The sequence below is a fragment of the Pseudomonas sp. JL23 genome (genome assembly GCF_056933585.1).
This window is the reverse complement of record NZ_CM167795.1, coordinates 3422732-3436548: the sequence shown is the minus strand read 5'-3', so window position 1 is coordinate 3436548 and position 13817 is coordinate 3422732. Positions and strand designations below refer to the sequence as shown.

Here is a 13817-nt window from a genome sequence, read left to right as displayed (position 1 = left end):
TGATGGCTCTGACCACCGTGGACTCAGGGCGTTGCAATGGCGCAAGGCGAGTAGAATCGCCGCCACATACATCCAGACCGGAAAACCCATGGAAAACAGGACGGCAATCAAGATCACCATTGAAGAATGGGACGGCGACGGTGCGATCCGCATGCCGGATCAGGCGCTACAGGAGCTGGGGGTCGATGTCGGCGACTCGCTGTTTCTCATTGAGGAATACGTGGGCACGCAGCGCTGCCTGGTTCTGTCAAAGACTCCCAGGGTGCCCGATCGCATCGATGAACTGGTGTCCACCTTCGACGAAAAAGGCAATCCTCAGACCTGAGACAGGATGCACTCGAGCAATCCCGGAAACCGTACATTGAGTTCTTCGGTACGCAACGAGTTCATGTGGGTGGTCCCGACATTGCGGGCCTGCACCAGCCCCGCTTCGCGCAAGACCCGGAAGTGGTGGGAGACACTGGACTTGGGCCGCCCGCCATCCAGTTCGCCGCAGGATGCCTCGACGACGCGCGACAGGCAACGGACGATGTCCAGGCGCACAGGGTCGCTCAGCGCGTAAAGCACACGCTCGAGGACGAAGTCGGATGGGGGTGGATGTTTGAAGGCACGCATTGGCAAATGATAACTGGGCAGGCAGTGTCAAAACTACTGCGCTCGGCAATCCGGGGTTAAAAACAGGCTCGAAAGCTCATTTACAGCCAGTACACTGCGCTTCCTCGCCGGTTTTGCCTTGTCTTGCCTTCGATCGCTACGTTTTGCCACAGCCCGCAGGGTTTCAATTGAGGTCATAGTTCGAATACTATCGAACAAGCGAATTACCATCCCTGTCAGGAATCTACCCATGTCAGCACTGTTCGAGCCGTTCACCCTCAAGGACGTCACCCTGCGCAATCGCATCGCCATTCCACCCATGTGTCAGTACATGGCCGACAACGGCATCATCAACGATTGGCACCATGTGCATCTGGCCAGTATGGCCCGGGGCGGCGCCGGGCTGGTGGTGGTTGAGGCGACAGCCGTGGCGCCTGAAGGCCGTATCACCCCCGGCTGCGCCGGTATCTGGAGTGATGCACATGCCCAGGCGTTTATCCCGTCGGTACAGGCGATCAAAGCGGCCGGTGCCGTGCCCGGTATCCAGATCGCCCACGCCGGGCGCAAGGCCAGCTCCAATCGGCCCTGGGAAGGTGACGATCACATCGCCGAGTCCGATGCCAATGGCTGGCAGACCATCGGCGCCTCCCCTATTGCCTTCGGCGCCCATTTGCCGAAAGTGCCTCGGGAAATGACCCTGGACGACATCGCCCGGGTCCGCCAGGACTTCGTCGATGCCGCGCGCCGTGCCCATGAGGCCGGTTTTGAATGGATCGAGCTGCACTTTGCCCATGGTTACCTGGCCCAGAGTTTCTTCTCCGAGCACTCCAACCAGCGTACCGATGCCTACGGCGGCAGCTTCGACAACCGCAGCCGTTTCCTCCTGGAAACCTTGGCCGCTGTACGTGAAGTGTGGCCGGAAAACCTGCCGCTGACCGCGCGTTTCGGCGTTCTCGAGTATGACGGTCGTGACGAGCAGACCCTGACCGAGTCGATTGAACTGGCGCGGCGCTTCAAGGCCGGTGGTCTCGATCTGCTCAGCGTCAGTGTCGGTTTCACCATCCCGGAAACCAACATCCCGTGGGGCCCCGCGTTCATGGGCCCGATCGCTGAGCGTGTGCGCCGTGAAGCCGGCCTGCCGGTGACCTCTGCCTGGGGCTTTGGTACACCGCAACTGGCCCACGAAGCCATTGCCAATGGTCAGCTGGATCTGGTTTCCGTGGGGCGTGCCCATCTGGCCGATCCGCACTGGGCATACTTTGCCGCCAAGGAATTGGGCGTCGACAAGGCTTCCTGGACCCTCCCCGCGCCTTACGCGCACTGGCTCGAACGCTACCGCTGAGTCATTCGCCGGATGCCGCCGCCAGGGCGGCATCTTCGGCCCAAACCGCTTCGCTGAGGGACTAGCGCCGGGAACTCTCCCGCAAAAGGCTGTTCTAGACGCCTTCGCCGTCGATTGTTAGGATCGGCGGTTTTCTCGTATTCAATGGAGCATGCCATGTCCATCCAGCAAACACCCGGGCATGTCCTGCCCGCGCGTGCCGCCGCGAAAATGGAAGCGGCCATGGCCGTGGGCAGCTTCGCCATCGGTACCGGCATTCGTACCTCATGAGTCGACGCCCCGGCAGACACAGCGCTGGATGGCCTGGACCATATAAACGCTGACCGAGCGTTGGGAGATACCCAGCTCTTGAGCGATCTGCGGGTAAGTCAGGCCATTGACCCGCGACAACAGAAAGGTGGCCTTGACCTTGGCGGGCAGCCCATCGAGCAGTCCTTCAATCGTGCCCAGGGTCTGGAGCATCTGGGCCAGATCTTGAGGCGACGTCACCTCGGCGTCTTCTTCGTGTTGCAAAGCCTGCAGATAAGCCCGCTCCAGGTCCCGGCGGCGCCACAATTCGTAGATCAGGCGCCGGGAGATGGTCGTAAGCAAAGCCCGGGGCTGATGGATCGGCAGTATTTCAGGGCGCGACAGCAACTGGATAAAAGCATCGGCAGCCACGTCTTCGGCGCTGACATCTTCGTGCAGAAAGTGGCGCAAGCGGTTGCACAGCCAGTTGTAATGACTGTTGAATAAACCGCCCACGTGTTCACTGTGAGTTGCATAGGTGCCGGACATGGAGGCTCCTGAAAATGAGGTGTGCTTAATGTCCGGTGTTCCGGTGGCGCGATCCTAACAAGCAGGACTTATTCTTTATAATATTTAAAAATAATTTTTATATTCTTTTTAGAAATTTATATTGGACGTATCACCACCCAGCCACCATGCCGTCACTGCGAGGGTCGCTACCCCCTTCCAGCAAGCCATCCGGGTGACGAACGATCGCCCCGGCATGACCCATGCTTTCGTCGTAATCCTCAAGGATTTGCAGATCATGACCACGCGCTCTCAGACCATCGACGCAGTCGGGTGAGAAGCGCGCCTCCAGTTTGAGGTTGTCGCTGCTGTTGCCCCAGGTCCGCCCCAGCAGCCAGCGCGGTGCGTCGATGGCGGCCTGGGGGTTCATGCCGAAGGTCACGATGCGGCTGAACACGGCACTTTGCGATTGCGGCTGCCCGTCGCCACCCATATTGCCGTAGACCAGCGTGCGCCCGTCGTCGAGCCGGGCCATGGCCGGGTTGAGGGTATGGAAAGGTTTGCGTCCCGGCGTCAGCGGGTTACGTGCGGTCGGGTCGAGGGAAAAGCTGCAACCCCGGTTCTGCCAGTTCAGGCCGCTGGTTGGCAGCACGATACCGCTGCCAAACTCGTGGTAGAGACTCTGAATGAAACTGACCGACACGCCCTCGCCGTCCACCACCCCCATCCATACCGTATCGGCAGGACCGACGCCCAGGCCCCAGGGCGCGGCATGCCCGGCATCGAAGGTGCTGGCCATGGCATCAAGGCGTTCCGGGGTCAGGAAGCTCTGAGCTTCATGCTCCATATAAGCCGGATCAGTGATGTGTCGATCGCGAATGGCAAACGCCCGCTTGGTCGCCTCAACGCAGGCATGTACGAACGGTGCGCCCAGTGCGTCCATGTCCGGGGTCAGCAAACGGTCCAGTTGGCCAAGAATCAGCAACGACACCAGGCCCTGGGTCGGAGGCGGAAAGTTGTAGACCTGCCCTCGTGAATGCTTGAGGACCAAGGGTTCGCGCCAGTCGGCATGCTGGCGTTGCAGGTCTTCCAGGCGCAGGGGGCTGCCCGCTGCCTCCAGTTCCTGGGCGATGCTGCGCGCCAGGTCGCCACGGTAAAAGTCGCTGAGCCCGGCACTCGCCAGGTGCTCAAGGGTGTCGGCCAGGCGCGGGTGCTTGAAGCGTTGCCCGGTCAGCGGCGCCTGCCCATTGAGCAGGAACGTCGAGGCGAAACCGCTGACGGGGGTCAGCTCCGCCTGTTTGCCGAGGGTGCAACGGCTCTGGCTGGCGGTGACTGGAATACCATCCCGAGCGTAGCCAATCGCATCCTCAAGCAGGCGCGGTAATGGCAAGCGCCCGCCAAGGCACTCACTTTGCCAGTCAAATGCAGCCTGCCAGCCCGAGACGGTGCCCGCCACCGTATTGGCCGCCAGCCCGCCGCGAAAGGGAATGCTCTGCAAGCCGCGCTCGCGATAACTTTCCAGCGAGGCCCCCGCTGCCGCCGCGCCGCAGGCATCCAGGGCCATGGGCTTTTCCCCCGGTCTGGCGATGAGCCAGAAACCATCACCGCCCAGGCTGTTCATGTGGGGATAGACCACTGCAATAGTCGCCGCAGCAGCAATCATCGCCTCCACGGCGTTACCGCCTTCGCGCATGACGGCCAAGGCGCTTTGCGCTGCCAGGGAATGTGGCGCGACGGCCATGGCTCGTGTGCCTCGGGCTGGATTGAGAATATGCGGCATCAGCGTTTCCCGGAAGATTGAACGATAGATTGATGGTGCAGAAGACTTGCTGTTTCGAAGACCGCCTCATCAGCAAAACGTGGCCCCATTACCGACAGGCCCACCGGCGCACCGTCGATCCGCTGCCAGGGCATAACCACTTGCGGCAGCCCTGCCAGACCGGCCAGGCACAGCAGTTTTTGCGAACGGGCGCGGGTATCGTTGACCTCCTGCGCAGACGCATCAAGCCTGGGCGCGACACCCGGAACCGGCGGCAACAGCAGCAGATGATGGTCACTCAACACCTGCGTCAGCAGGCTTTGCGCCTGGCTGCGTGCCTGTGCCGCGGCCAGGACTTGTTCAGGGGAAATCAGGGCGGCAGCGGCAAAGCGCTGAGCGACATCGATACCGAACTGCGGCGTGGCGCGCTGTACCCAGGCACCATGTTGCTGCCATATCTCGGCGGCCTGCAAGGTGCGCAACGCCTGGGCCCAACTGTCCAACGGCAACGTGCCGGCAGGCAATCGTCGATAGACAATCGCCTGCTCCAGCAACCAGTGTTCGAACGCCTGTTGCACCGGCTCATCCAGTAGATTGATCACATCCTCGCTGACCAACAGTTTTACGGAGCGCGAGGCAGAAACCGCAAGGCGACTGTGCATTAGGCATTCCAGAGCTGTGCCAAGGGTGCCTGCATCACGGGTGAACCAGCCGACGGTGTCGAAACTGTGCGCCAGGCTAAAACAGCCCTGGGCCGCGACCCGCCCATGGGTAGGCCGAATTCCCCACAGCCCGCAATAACTGGCAGGCAGGCGAATCGAGCCGCCACAGTCAGTGCCCAGGGCCAGGTCCGCATGCCCTGCCGCCACGGCCACTGCCGAACCGGATGAAGAGCCACCGGGCAAGCGCTCGGCATCGACGGGGTTGACCGGAGTGCCGTAGTGAACGTTGATCCCGGCCAGGCTGTATGTCAGCTCGTCGGTCACGGTTTTACCGATCCATTGGCAGCCCTCGGCCAACAGCCAGCGCACCACCGGGGCTGTTTCTCTGGAAATGGATTGCTGCGCTAGCCACTGTGGATTCCCTGCGCCACAGGTCATGCCGTCGATGATAAAGACATCTTTCACGGCCAGGCGCACATCGTTCAGACGTGGTTCATTAACCACGTCGACGGGCGAAGGTAGTTCACCGAAGCCTTCGGCCACGAAAGCACCGTGCAGCCCCGGCCACAGGTACGGATTCACAGGCTCATCCCGCTGACGTGAGCGGCAACGATGCGCCAATGGCCGTCCATGCGCACCCAGCTTTGCGTCTGCCGCCCAAGCTGCACCTGCCCTTCGCGGCTGAACACCATATTGGTCACGGCAAAGTCCTGACCAAAGCTGGTGACAGAACGTTGCAGAATCTTGCGCTCCAGCCCTTTACCGGGACGGGCGCGACGAAACGCCTGGATCGCGTCGTAGCCGTACAGATGCTCACCGGCACCGTAGCGCAGAGTGTGGGGGCTGTCCCAGAACAGCTCGTCGAGTACGGCGACGTCGTTGCCGGTGAGAGCCCGCTCATAGCGTTCGAACGCATGGTTGAGGCTCGCCAGTGTTGATGCATCGTTAATGGGCATGCCAGTCCGGACAGTGCCAAACAGCGCCGGATCGGTCAGGCAGATCCCACGCCCGAGCAAACCCTTTTCGCCTTTGGCGTCCAGCATGGCAATCGCCACCCGTGGCGTGAGTTCGCTATCAACGACTCGCGAAGCATCGATGGCACTGCCCAGGCCGAATGCACTGAATTGCGGCGCAGCGCCGACCAGCCAGCCCGCTCGCTTATCTGTGCCGCCCGGCAACCAGCCGTTCATGGGCTCAGCTGTTTCTACCGTATAAAACCAGGCCTGAGCACCAAACCCGGCGGCATCGATCACACCGCTGTCACCGAGCATCGGACAGGCCTCGATCAGCTCCGGCCCCAGTCGCGGGCCCTGGGGAACATGGGCCGGGGCGATGAGCCAGCGATCGGGGTCATCCGCCAGGCGCACACCCGCGTCGCTGCCATTGCCGGCCAGAGCCAGCAGCAGTTTCGTCGATTGGCCCGGATCGCTGCTGCGCGTCGCGTCAAGCATCAGGTAACAACTTGCCATCCATAGTGTGAGGAAAAACAGCGGGGTGTTCTCGAGCATGGCGGTGACATCGGCATCAACCGCCGAGGACAGGCGCTGCAACAGCGCCGTGGTCGCAGAGGCCGTGCGGCTGTGCAGATCATCACCGCCGCGCAGCCCCGCTACCGCCAGGGGTATCAGCTCAACCGGCGCTTTGTTCAGGGCAGCCTGTAGCGCGGGCGCCAGATGCTGATCACGCCAGCTCATACGGGCAAGAATCGCTGGATCACGGCTGCCGAAACGCAACTGCGCACCCGCTCCGCTGCCGAGCAATGACCAGCAGCGCGAGCCATTGGCTTGCCCGCCGTCGCGCACTTCGACAAGGCTGGTGGACGGTGAAATGACCGCCGCCAGGGGCGTGACAACCCGATGGCTCTGGGCTGGCAACAGTTTCACCCGACCATCAGCAATCATCGCCTCGGCCTCGGTTTGCGTATCCGCCCAGCCTTCATACAGGCAGCACAATACGGCTGAGGACAAAACCGGCGCACTGGGCTGACAGGGGTCGCTGAACGGCGGCCCGGCGTGCAGCAGGGTCATCGGTGCCAGCCCTGTAGCCTCGCGGGCACTGCGCACGGCGGCCCATACCGGGCGCACCGCGTAAAGCCGGGTCAGAGCGCCTTGCAGGGCGAGGTCATCTGCCTCAGGCGAGAACGATTGAGCAGTCATGGCTGAACCCTTTATCAGGCGACGCGAGGGACAGGCAGGATTGCCGCTGTGGCATCGAAGCGTTTGCCCGCACGCAGGCAGAACAGCGGTTGCAGCATGCGCCTGGCGATCACTTCGGTGCCTTCGTTATCGCGCAGCAGCCAGGCACCCTCCTCGTCGCTGAGCACGCTGACATCGGCTTCACGGCCAACGCCGAGACTGCCGATTTCATCGCTCATACCCGCCAGTCTTGCGGCGTTGCTGGTGACCATCGGCACCAGTTGTTCAAGGCTCAAACCCAGGGCCATCATGCTGACCATGGTCGACACCAGGCTAAAGCGCGAGGTGCCGGCAAACAGGTGCTCTTCGTCCGGGTGCTCGTCCGGGGTGCCGGCCGGTGCGGGAACTGTGGTGTTGTAGCCATGCATGTCGGAACCCAGGGTATCGGGCACCACACCCGCCTCGATCACTTTGGCGGCCATCTTGTAGCTGAAGTGCGAACCATGGCCTACGTCGACTTTCAGGCCGCGGGCGATGGCCTCGCTGACCAGCGGATGCATCTCGCCGTTCTGCTCGACGAAACCGCCGGGATGCCGGCTGAAGGGATGCGCCAGCACATCACCGGGCTTCAGCACGTCGAGGACCTGGGGGAAGATGCTGTCCGGATCGATGTCGTAGGTGGGCTCGTCCGGCATCGGCCACAGCTGACCAAAATGGATATACACCGGCAGCGACGTCTGCTCGCCGATCTGCGCGGCCTTCTTCATGACATCCAGGCCCCAGCGGGCAAAGCCGCCGAGTTCAGCGTGGGCCTTGATCCCTTTGACGATGTCGCGGTTGGCCAACGCCGATTTGACCGTGGCGGCAACGTCCGCGCATTCGGGGCGATACAGCTCCGGGTAGAAATGCCCCTCCAGCCCCCCGACCAGGTACGCCGAAATGAACGACAGTACGCGGCTCTCGGACGGTTCGACGATGAACTGGCGAAAGCCCGGCAGGGTCATGCAACTCGCCCCACCCTGGTCGATCAGGGTCGTGACCCCGGAATGCACGCCGCACATATCGGCATTCAGGCCAAAGCGCCCGGTGACGTACTGATAAACGTGGCTATGGGTATCGATCAGGCCAGGCAAGACCAGCTTGCCGCTGCAATCGATCAGCTCGGCGCCTTGAGCGGCGTCGGTGCCCCGCAGTTGACCGACCGCCTTGATGCGATCCCCTTCAATCAATAGATCGCACAGGGTATCGATGGAGTTGGCAGGATCGATGACACGACCACCGTAAAGAAGGATGTTTTTCATGAGTGTCTCTTGAAATGCCTTGAGTACGACCCTCGACGCAATCAATGTGCCAATGCGTTTCATCCTAAAACAATAGACAACATATATATCTGATTAATAACGATAATATATTATTAAAATAAATGTGGCATACCTTCTTTATTGGCTCACCGCAGTGTGTCTGGAGAATGCCTCCTGCACCATTTAAAGCCCCTGCGCACCATGCTTGCGCACTAAGTGGCATACCACATTATCTGATGGTTATCTTTGATCTGACGCAGCTGACCATCCACATAAACTGGCGGCAAAAAGCATTTAAAAACAAGGAGGCATGCCACTTTTATCGCTATAATCGACGCTTTCGACTAGATGACTGACACAGGGTTTGCGTTGCTTATGAGTACGATGCAAGACGATGACCTGAAAACGGAGCTGGATGCTGCGCTTGGCCGCTCATCCCTGCTCGGCCGCCCTGGCTTTTTGATTCGGCGCTTGCACCAGATTCACGTCGGGTTATTCCTCAGTGAAACCCGGGAATTCAACATCACGCCTGTGCAGTACAGCCTGATGACCGCGTTGAGCACCCACGGTGAAATGGACCAGAACTCGCTGTCCCACGAGATCGGCCTTGAACGCACCAGCGTTGCTGAAGTAATCCCGCGCCTGGAGACCCGTGGCCTGCTGCAACGCCGGCAAAGCACCGAGGATCGGCGGGTCAAGCTGGTCAAGCTCAGCCGCAAGGGACTCTATCTGCTGAAGAAGATGGATGCGCACGTCCAGCGCGCCCACGACCGTACCATCGAACAGATTCCCGAAGAGCAGCGCGCCCTGTTCATGCTCCAGCTGATCCGCTTGGTCGAAGCCAACAATGATGTGGGCAGCGCGCCGTTCAAGCTGGAGCGAGAATAGGATCTACCCGCCCCGGCCCGTCATTTGCCGCAGGTCGGGCAACGCTGCTTTTCCTTCAGGCCGAACAGCCTGCGCAGGCGATTGAGCAACAGGCTCCAGAACATATTGCCCAGATCCAGGGGAGCTGCTTGCGGGGCGGCGCTGTAAGCCTTGGCCGCAGGTTCAGGCTGGACCGGTGACGCATCCGCAATGGCACTGCTCTCGGGCATCGGCGCTTGCACAGGCGCTGCTACCAACTCCTCATTGGCCGCTTCCAGGCGCAGCTTGAGGTTGGCGGCGAAGGCATCGGTCATCCGTGTGGCCAGCTCACGGACGATGCCGCCACGGGAAAACTGCGCCAGGGAGCCGGTAATGGAATAGTCGACGACGATATTGACCCGGGTCCCGTCGTTTTCCGGCAGCAGTTCGAATTGCGCCGTGCCTTTGACCCGCGAACCGCTCTTGCGGTCGCTGCCCTGGCCGCTGACGACACCGCTGTGGCCGCTCTCGTCGAGCTTCATTTCGCCCTCGCCCTTGAACGCAGCAACGATAGGGCCGAGCTTGACGGTCATGGCCAGGCTCAACTGATCATCCTCGGGCGGCGCCGTGAGAGAAGCACCGGGCAGGCAGGTGACGATGCCCTCGACGTCGAGAAAACTCTTCCAGACCAGGTCCGGGCTGAAAGGCACGCTGAAACTTTGTTCGATATCCATCAATTCTTTCCTCGTGACTGTCAGGCCGACAGCCGCTGGCGATGCTGTTCAAGGACCCGGCTGATGGCCTTGACCAGCCCTACGTAACCGGTGCAACGGCAGAGATTGCCGGACAGCTCATGACGAATCCGCGCCTCGTCGGCGTCGGGAATGCGCAGCACGATATCCCTCGCCGTGGCGAGCATGCCGGGGGTGCAGTAACCGCATTGCAGGGCATGTTCGGCGGTGAACGCAGCACGCAGTTCGATCATCACCGGGTCATTGTCGAAGTCCTCGATACTGCGCACTTCTGCGCCGTTGCAGGATGAGGCGTAGACGATGCAAGAGCGCATGGGCGCGCCGTCGATCATCAGGGTGCAGGCGCCGCAAACGCCCTGTTCGCAACCGATATTGGTGCCGGTCAGGCCGCGCTCTTCACGCAGGAAGTCGGCCAGATGGGTGCGCGATTCGACATCCGCGCTGACCTGCTTGCCGTTGACCGTGAGTATCAATTGGGTCATGCCAGGGTTCCTCGAGGGCTGGACAGTTGCCGGGCCGCGCGCTGCAGCGCAACACGATGGGTCTCATATTCGTAACTGTCTGGCTCGATGCCAGCGGCCAGCAGCCAAGGTTCGGCCAATTGATCGCTCCAGGTATCGATCAGCGCACCGGCTTGTTCGATCACCTGGGGCGCGCCATCCACTGCGCCAATAATCGCCCGACGTACGCCGCGCTGCGGGTCATCAACAAAGGCGGCGATGGCTTCGGCAAACTCGCCGGTCTTGCGATTGAACTTGTAATAGCTCCAGCGTGCACTGGCGCTCAGGCGCGGGATGCGCACGGCGCGAATGATTTCGTCTTCGGCCAGCTCGGTGGTGAAGGCGCCGATCATGAAGGTGTCCGCCTTGACACTGCGCTCGCCATTCGGCCCAAGCAGCAAAATGTCCGCGTCGAGCAAGGCCATGACATTGACCCAGTCTGCCGCCGGATCTGCATGGGCCAGGCTGCCGCCCAGGGTGCCGCGATTGCGCACCGCACGATAGGCAATGCCTTTGGCCACGAACGGCATCAGGCCCTGTGACGGGTCGGCGACTACACCGTCTTCGATATTGGCGTGGGTCGTGGCCGCGCCGAGGATGACTGCGCCCGGTTCTTCCAGGCAGGCACGCAGTTCACTCAGTTGACGTACGTCGATCAGCTGTTCGGGCTGGACCAGACGCAGATTCATCATCGGCCCCAGGGACTGGCTGCCGGAAACGATCTTGCCCATGCCGTCGCTGGCCTGAAGCAGTTTGACGGCCTCAAGGACGTTGGTCGGCTGCTGATAGTCGAACATCACCGCCTTCATGGCAGCACCTCCATGGGCTCTGCGGACTTGGCTTGACGGCGCTTGTCAGCCAGTGCGGCAAACACCACACGCGGTGACAGCGGTAATTGCGAGACCTCCACACCCAGCGGGCGCAAGGCGTCATTGATGGCGTTGGCGATCGCGGCAGGCGAACCGATTGCCCCGCTCTCACCGATGCCTTTCTGGCCGAATGAGGTATAAGGCGCGAGGGTTTCCATGTGCTCGATACGAATCGACGGCACCTCGGTGGCCCCCGGCAAGATGTAGTCGGCCAGGGTCGAGGCCAAGGGCTGACCTTCCTTGCTGTAGAGCATTTCTTCGTACAGCGCAGTACCAATGCCTTGTGCGGCGCCGCCATAGACCTGGCCATCGACGACCATAGGGTTGATCAGCTTGCCGCCGTCTTCGACGATGGCGTAATCGAGTATCTCGGTCTTGCCCAGTTGCGGATCCACCGCGACCACCACGGCGTGACAGGCGTAGCTGAAGGTCCCGGTGTCGCGCTGGGCCTGATAGGTGGTGTGGACTTCCAGGCCGCCTTCGTGGGTGTTGGGGGGCAGACGCTGGGGCTGCAGATACCAGATCCGGCTCAGCTCACTCAAACCGATCTGCCCCGACGGGCCACTGACGCCGCCGTTGGCCCAACTGACGCTGTCCTGCGGGTCCTTGAGCAGCCAGGCGCCCACTTGTTGCAGGCGTTCGCGCAGCAACTTGCAGCCCTGCCCTACGGCACCACCGGCCATGACAATGGAGCGCGAACCCCAGGTCCCGGTGGAATAAGGGGTCATGCCGGTATCGCCAAAGACAATCCGCACCCGCTGTGGGTCCACGCCCAGCACTTCGTTGGCGATCTGCGCCAGGGTGGTTTCCATGCTCTGCCCGTGGGAATGCACGCCAACACGAATTTCCAGGATGCCGTCCGGGGTCAGGCGCAGGCTGGCCGGTTCGCGGCCGGGCACCATGGGGATGCCCCAGCCGAAATACACCGAGGTGCCATGAGCGCCCTGCTCGCAAAACACCGCCATGCCCACACCGATCAGCCGCCCATCCGCCTCGCCTTGTTGCTGACGGGCGCGCACGGCGGGCAGATTGATCGCGCGCATGGCCCGGCGCACTGACTCGGGGTAATCGCCGCTGTCGAAGTGTTTACGGGTGATGTTGTCGTAGGGCATTTCTTCAGGCAGAACCAGATTGCGCAGACGTACCTCGGACGGTTCCAGGCCCGCCTCGACGGCAATGGCATCCATCACCGTCTCGATGGCGTAGCACACGCCGGTTCGGGCCACGCCGCGATACGGCAGGATCGGCGGCTTATTGGTCGCCACCGACCAGGTGCGGCAGCGGTAGCGCTCCATTTTGTAGGGGCCAGGCAGGATGCTGGCGACCTGCGCTGCTTCCAGGCAAGCGGAAAACGGATAGGACGAATAGGCCCCGGAGTCCACGTGAGCCAGACAGTCCACCGCCAGCAGGCGCCCGTCACGGTCGGCGTAGGCATGGATGTCGTAATGGTGTTCACGGCAATTGGCATTGGCCACCAGTTGCTCGCGGCGATCCTCGATCCAGCGCACCGGGTGATCCAGATGCATGGCCAGCCAGGCCACGCAGACCTCTTCCGGCAACAGAATGCCCTTGTAACCGAAGCCGCCGCCGACATCCGGGGAGATTACCCGCACGCTGCCTTCATCCAGCCCTAGACAACCGGCCAGGCCGGTGCGATTGATATGCGGCATTTGCGCCGAGGTATACACCACCAGTTGGCTCAGGCGGCGATCCCAGTAGGCGACTACGCCGCGGCCTTCCATGGGCGCCATGCTTTGCCGGGCAGTGCGCAGCACGCGGTGAACATGGATGTCCGCGCGTTGGCGAATCTCGTCAAGGTCAGCGTCGACATGGGTTTCCAGAAAGACGTTATCGCCCCAGTGTTCGTGAACCAGTGCCGAACCGGGCTCACGGGCGGCCAGCATATCGACCACGGCGGGCAATTCGTCGAAGTCGACGAAGGTCGCGCTGGCGATATCCTCGGCTTCGGCGCGGCTGTCGGCCACGCACATGGCGATCATCTCGCCGACCTGGCGCACCTTGCCCTTGGCCAGGACCGGCTGCTCGGAGGTCTTGAAACCGGGCAGGCCGGAATTGGCGACGATGGGTTTGACCCCGATCAGGTCATCGATGGTGTAGACGGCGCTTTCCTGGCCTTCGGGTTTTTCGATCTGCAGGATGTGACCGTGGGCGATCGGGCTGCGCACGAACGCGACGTCACGCATGCCCGCAAAGCGGATATTGCCGATGTAGTTGCCACGACCGCGCATGAAGCGATCGTCTTCCTTGCGCGGCAGTGAAGCGCCGATGCCCTGGCTGGAAGGTTGTGATTCGACAGTCATA

13 protein-coding genes are annotated in these 13817 nt (G+C 61.8%); 3 read left to right on the top strand and 10 right to left on the bottom strand.

Annotation, left to right across the window (positions count from 1 at the left end; genetic code table 11):
* Positions 1-88 precede the first annotated feature (88 nt).
* Positions 89-325 carry an AbrB/MazE/SpoVT family DNA-binding domain-containing protein gene (locus tag AC1Z24_RS15900; protein WP_483746635.1) on the top strand — a complete coding sequence of 79 codons (237 nt, stop codon included), beginning with the start codon at positions 89-91 and terminating at the stop codon, positions 323-325.
* On the opposite strand, the gene AC1Z24_RS15895 is transcribed toward AC1Z24_RS15900, so the two are convergent.
* Complete coding sequence (locus AC1Z24_RS15895) at positions 316-615, bottom strand: ArsR/SmtB family transcription factor (RefSeq protein ID WP_483746483.1); 300 nt, start codon at positions 613-615, stop codon at positions 316-318. The genes AC1Z24_RS15900 and AC1Z24_RS15895 overlap by 10 nt on opposite strands.
* 229 nt (positions 616-844) lie before the next feature.
* Here AC1Z24_RS15895 and AC1Z24_RS15890 point away from each other — a divergent pair, with 229 nt between their 5' ends.
* A complete protein-coding gene (locus AC1Z24_RS15890; protein WP_483746482.1) occupies positions 845-1936 on the top strand; it encodes an NADH:flavin oxidoreductase/NADH oxidase in 1092 nt (363 codons plus the stop codon).
* 264 nt (positions 1937-2200) lie between these two features.
* Here the strand turns inward: AC1Z24_RS15890 and AC1Z24_RS15885 are convergent, their stop codons facing one another.
* The 5 genes from AC1Z24_RS15885 to AC1Z24_RS15865 form a co-directional block, all read right to left on the bottom strand.
* On the bottom strand, positions 2201-2713 hold the full coding sequence (locus AC1Z24_RS15885; RefSeq protein ID WP_483746481.1) for a sigma-70 family RNA polymerase sigma factor: 513 nt from the start codon (positions 2711-2713) through the stop codon (positions 2201-2203).
* Positions 2714-2843: 130 nt separating this feature from the next.
* Complete coding sequence (locus AC1Z24_RS15880; protein WP_483746480.1) at positions 2844-4451, bottom strand: gamma-glutamyltransferase family protein; 1608 nt, start codon at positions 4449-4451, stop codon at positions 2844-2846.
* Positions 4451-5674 (bottom strand): amidase, encoded by a 1224-nt coding sequence (locus AC1Z24_RS15875; protein ID WP_483746479.1) that lies wholly within the window; start codon positions 5672-5674, stop codon positions 4451-4453. The genes AC1Z24_RS15880 and AC1Z24_RS15875 overlap by 1 nt, the downstream gene beginning before the upstream one ends.
* Positions 5671-7248 (bottom strand): oxalurate catabolism protein HpxZ, encoded by a 1578-nt coding sequence (gene hpxZ, locus AC1Z24_RS15870; RefSeq protein ID WP_483746478.1) that lies wholly within the window; start codon positions 7246-7248, stop codon positions 5671-5673. The genes AC1Z24_RS15875 and hpxZ overlap by 4 nt, the downstream gene beginning before the upstream one ends.
* A 14-nt stretch (positions 7249-7262) precedes the next feature.
* Positions 7263-8528, bottom strand: coding sequence for an amidohydrolase/deacetylase family metallohydrolase (locus tag AC1Z24_RS15865; RefSeq protein ID WP_259103545.1), 1266 nt, complete (start codon positions 8526-8528; stop codon positions 7263-7265).
* Between the two features lie 375 nt (positions 8529-8903).
* Here AC1Z24_RS15865 and AC1Z24_RS15860 point away from each other — a divergent pair, with 375 nt between their 5' ends.
* Entirely contained in the window at positions 8904-9416 is a 513-nt protein-coding gene (locus AC1Z24_RS15860; RefSeq protein WP_259103547.1) for a MarR family winged helix-turn-helix transcriptional regulator, read from the top strand.
* A gap of 20 nt (positions 9417-9436) precedes the next feature.
* On the opposite strand, the gene AC1Z24_RS15855 is transcribed toward AC1Z24_RS15860, so the two are convergent.
* From AC1Z24_RS15855 to AC1Z24_RS15840, 4 genes are read right to left on the bottom strand one after another with little or no spacing between them, the layout of a single operon-like run.
* Positions 9437-10108 carry an SRPBCC family protein gene (locus AC1Z24_RS15855; protein ID WP_483746477.1) on the bottom strand — a complete coding sequence of 224 codons (672 nt, stop codon included), beginning with the start codon at positions 10106-10108 and terminating at the stop codon, positions 9437-9439.
* Between the two features lie 20 nt (positions 10109-10128).
* Positions 10129-10608, bottom strand: coding sequence for a (2Fe-2S)-binding protein (locus AC1Z24_RS15850; protein ID WP_483746476.1), 480 nt, complete (start codon positions 10606-10608; stop codon positions 10129-10131).
* Complete coding sequence (locus AC1Z24_RS15845) at positions 10605-11435, bottom strand: FAD binding domain-containing protein (protein WP_483746475.1); 831 nt, start codon at positions 11433-11435, stop codon at positions 10605-10607. Before AC1Z24_RS15845 ends, AC1Z24_RS15850 begins: the two co-directional genes overlap by 4 nt.
* Positions 11432-13816, bottom strand: a complete 2385-nt coding sequence (locus AC1Z24_RS15840; protein ID WP_483746474.1) for a xanthine dehydrogenase family protein molybdopterin-binding subunit — start codon at positions 13814-13816, stop codon at positions 11432-11434. Before AC1Z24_RS15840 ends, AC1Z24_RS15845 begins: the two co-directional genes overlap by 4 nt.
* Position 13817: the final 1 nt, after the last annotated feature.

Coding starts and splice junctions, on each gene's coding strand:
- AC1Z24_RS15855 (WP_483746477.1), bottom strand. CDS start 10,108: ATGGATATCGAACAAAGTTTCAGCGTGCCTTTCAGCCCGGACCTGGTC.
- AC1Z24_RS15865 (WP_259103545.1), bottom strand. CDS start 8,528: ATGAAAAACATCCTTCTTTACGGTGGTCGTGTCATCGATCCTGCCAAC.
- AC1Z24_RS15845 (WP_483746475.1), bottom strand. CDS start 11,435: ATGAAGGCGGTGATGTTCGACTATCAGCAGCCGACCAACGTCCTTGAG.
- AC1Z24_RS15885 (WP_483746481.1), bottom strand. CDS start 2,713: ATGTCCGGCACCTATGCAACTCACAGTGAACACGTGGGCGGTTTATTC.
- AC1Z24_RS15850 (WP_483746476.1), bottom strand. CDS start 10,608: ATGACCCAATTGATACTCACGGTCAACGGCAAGCAGGTCAGCGCGGAT.
- AC1Z24_RS15840 (WP_483746474.1), bottom strand. CDS start 13,816: ATGACTGTCGAATCACAACCTTCCAGCCAGGGCATCGGCGCTTCACTG.
- AC1Z24_RS15890 (WP_483746482.1), top strand. CDS start 845: ATGTCAGCACTGTTCGAGCCGTTCACCCTCAAGGACGTCACCCTGCGC.
- AC1Z24_RS15860 (WP_259103547.1), top strand. CDS start 8,904: ATGAGTACGATGCAAGACGATGACCTGAAAACGGAGCTGGATGCTGCG.
- AC1Z24_RS15895 (WP_483746483.1), bottom strand. CDS start 615: ATGCGTGCCTTCAAACATCCACCCCCATCCGACTTCGTCCTCGAGCGT.
- AC1Z24_RS15880 (WP_483746480.1), bottom strand. CDS start 4,451: ATGCCGCATATTCTCAATCCAGCCCGAGGCACACGAGCCATGGCCGTC.
- AC1Z24_RS15900 (WP_483746635.1), top strand. CDS start 89: ATGGAAAACAGGACGGCAATCAAGATCACCATTGAAGAATGGGACGGC.
- hpxZ (WP_483746478.1), bottom strand. CDS start 7,248: ATGACTGCTCAATCGTTCTCGCCTGAGGCAGATGACCTCGCCCTGCAA.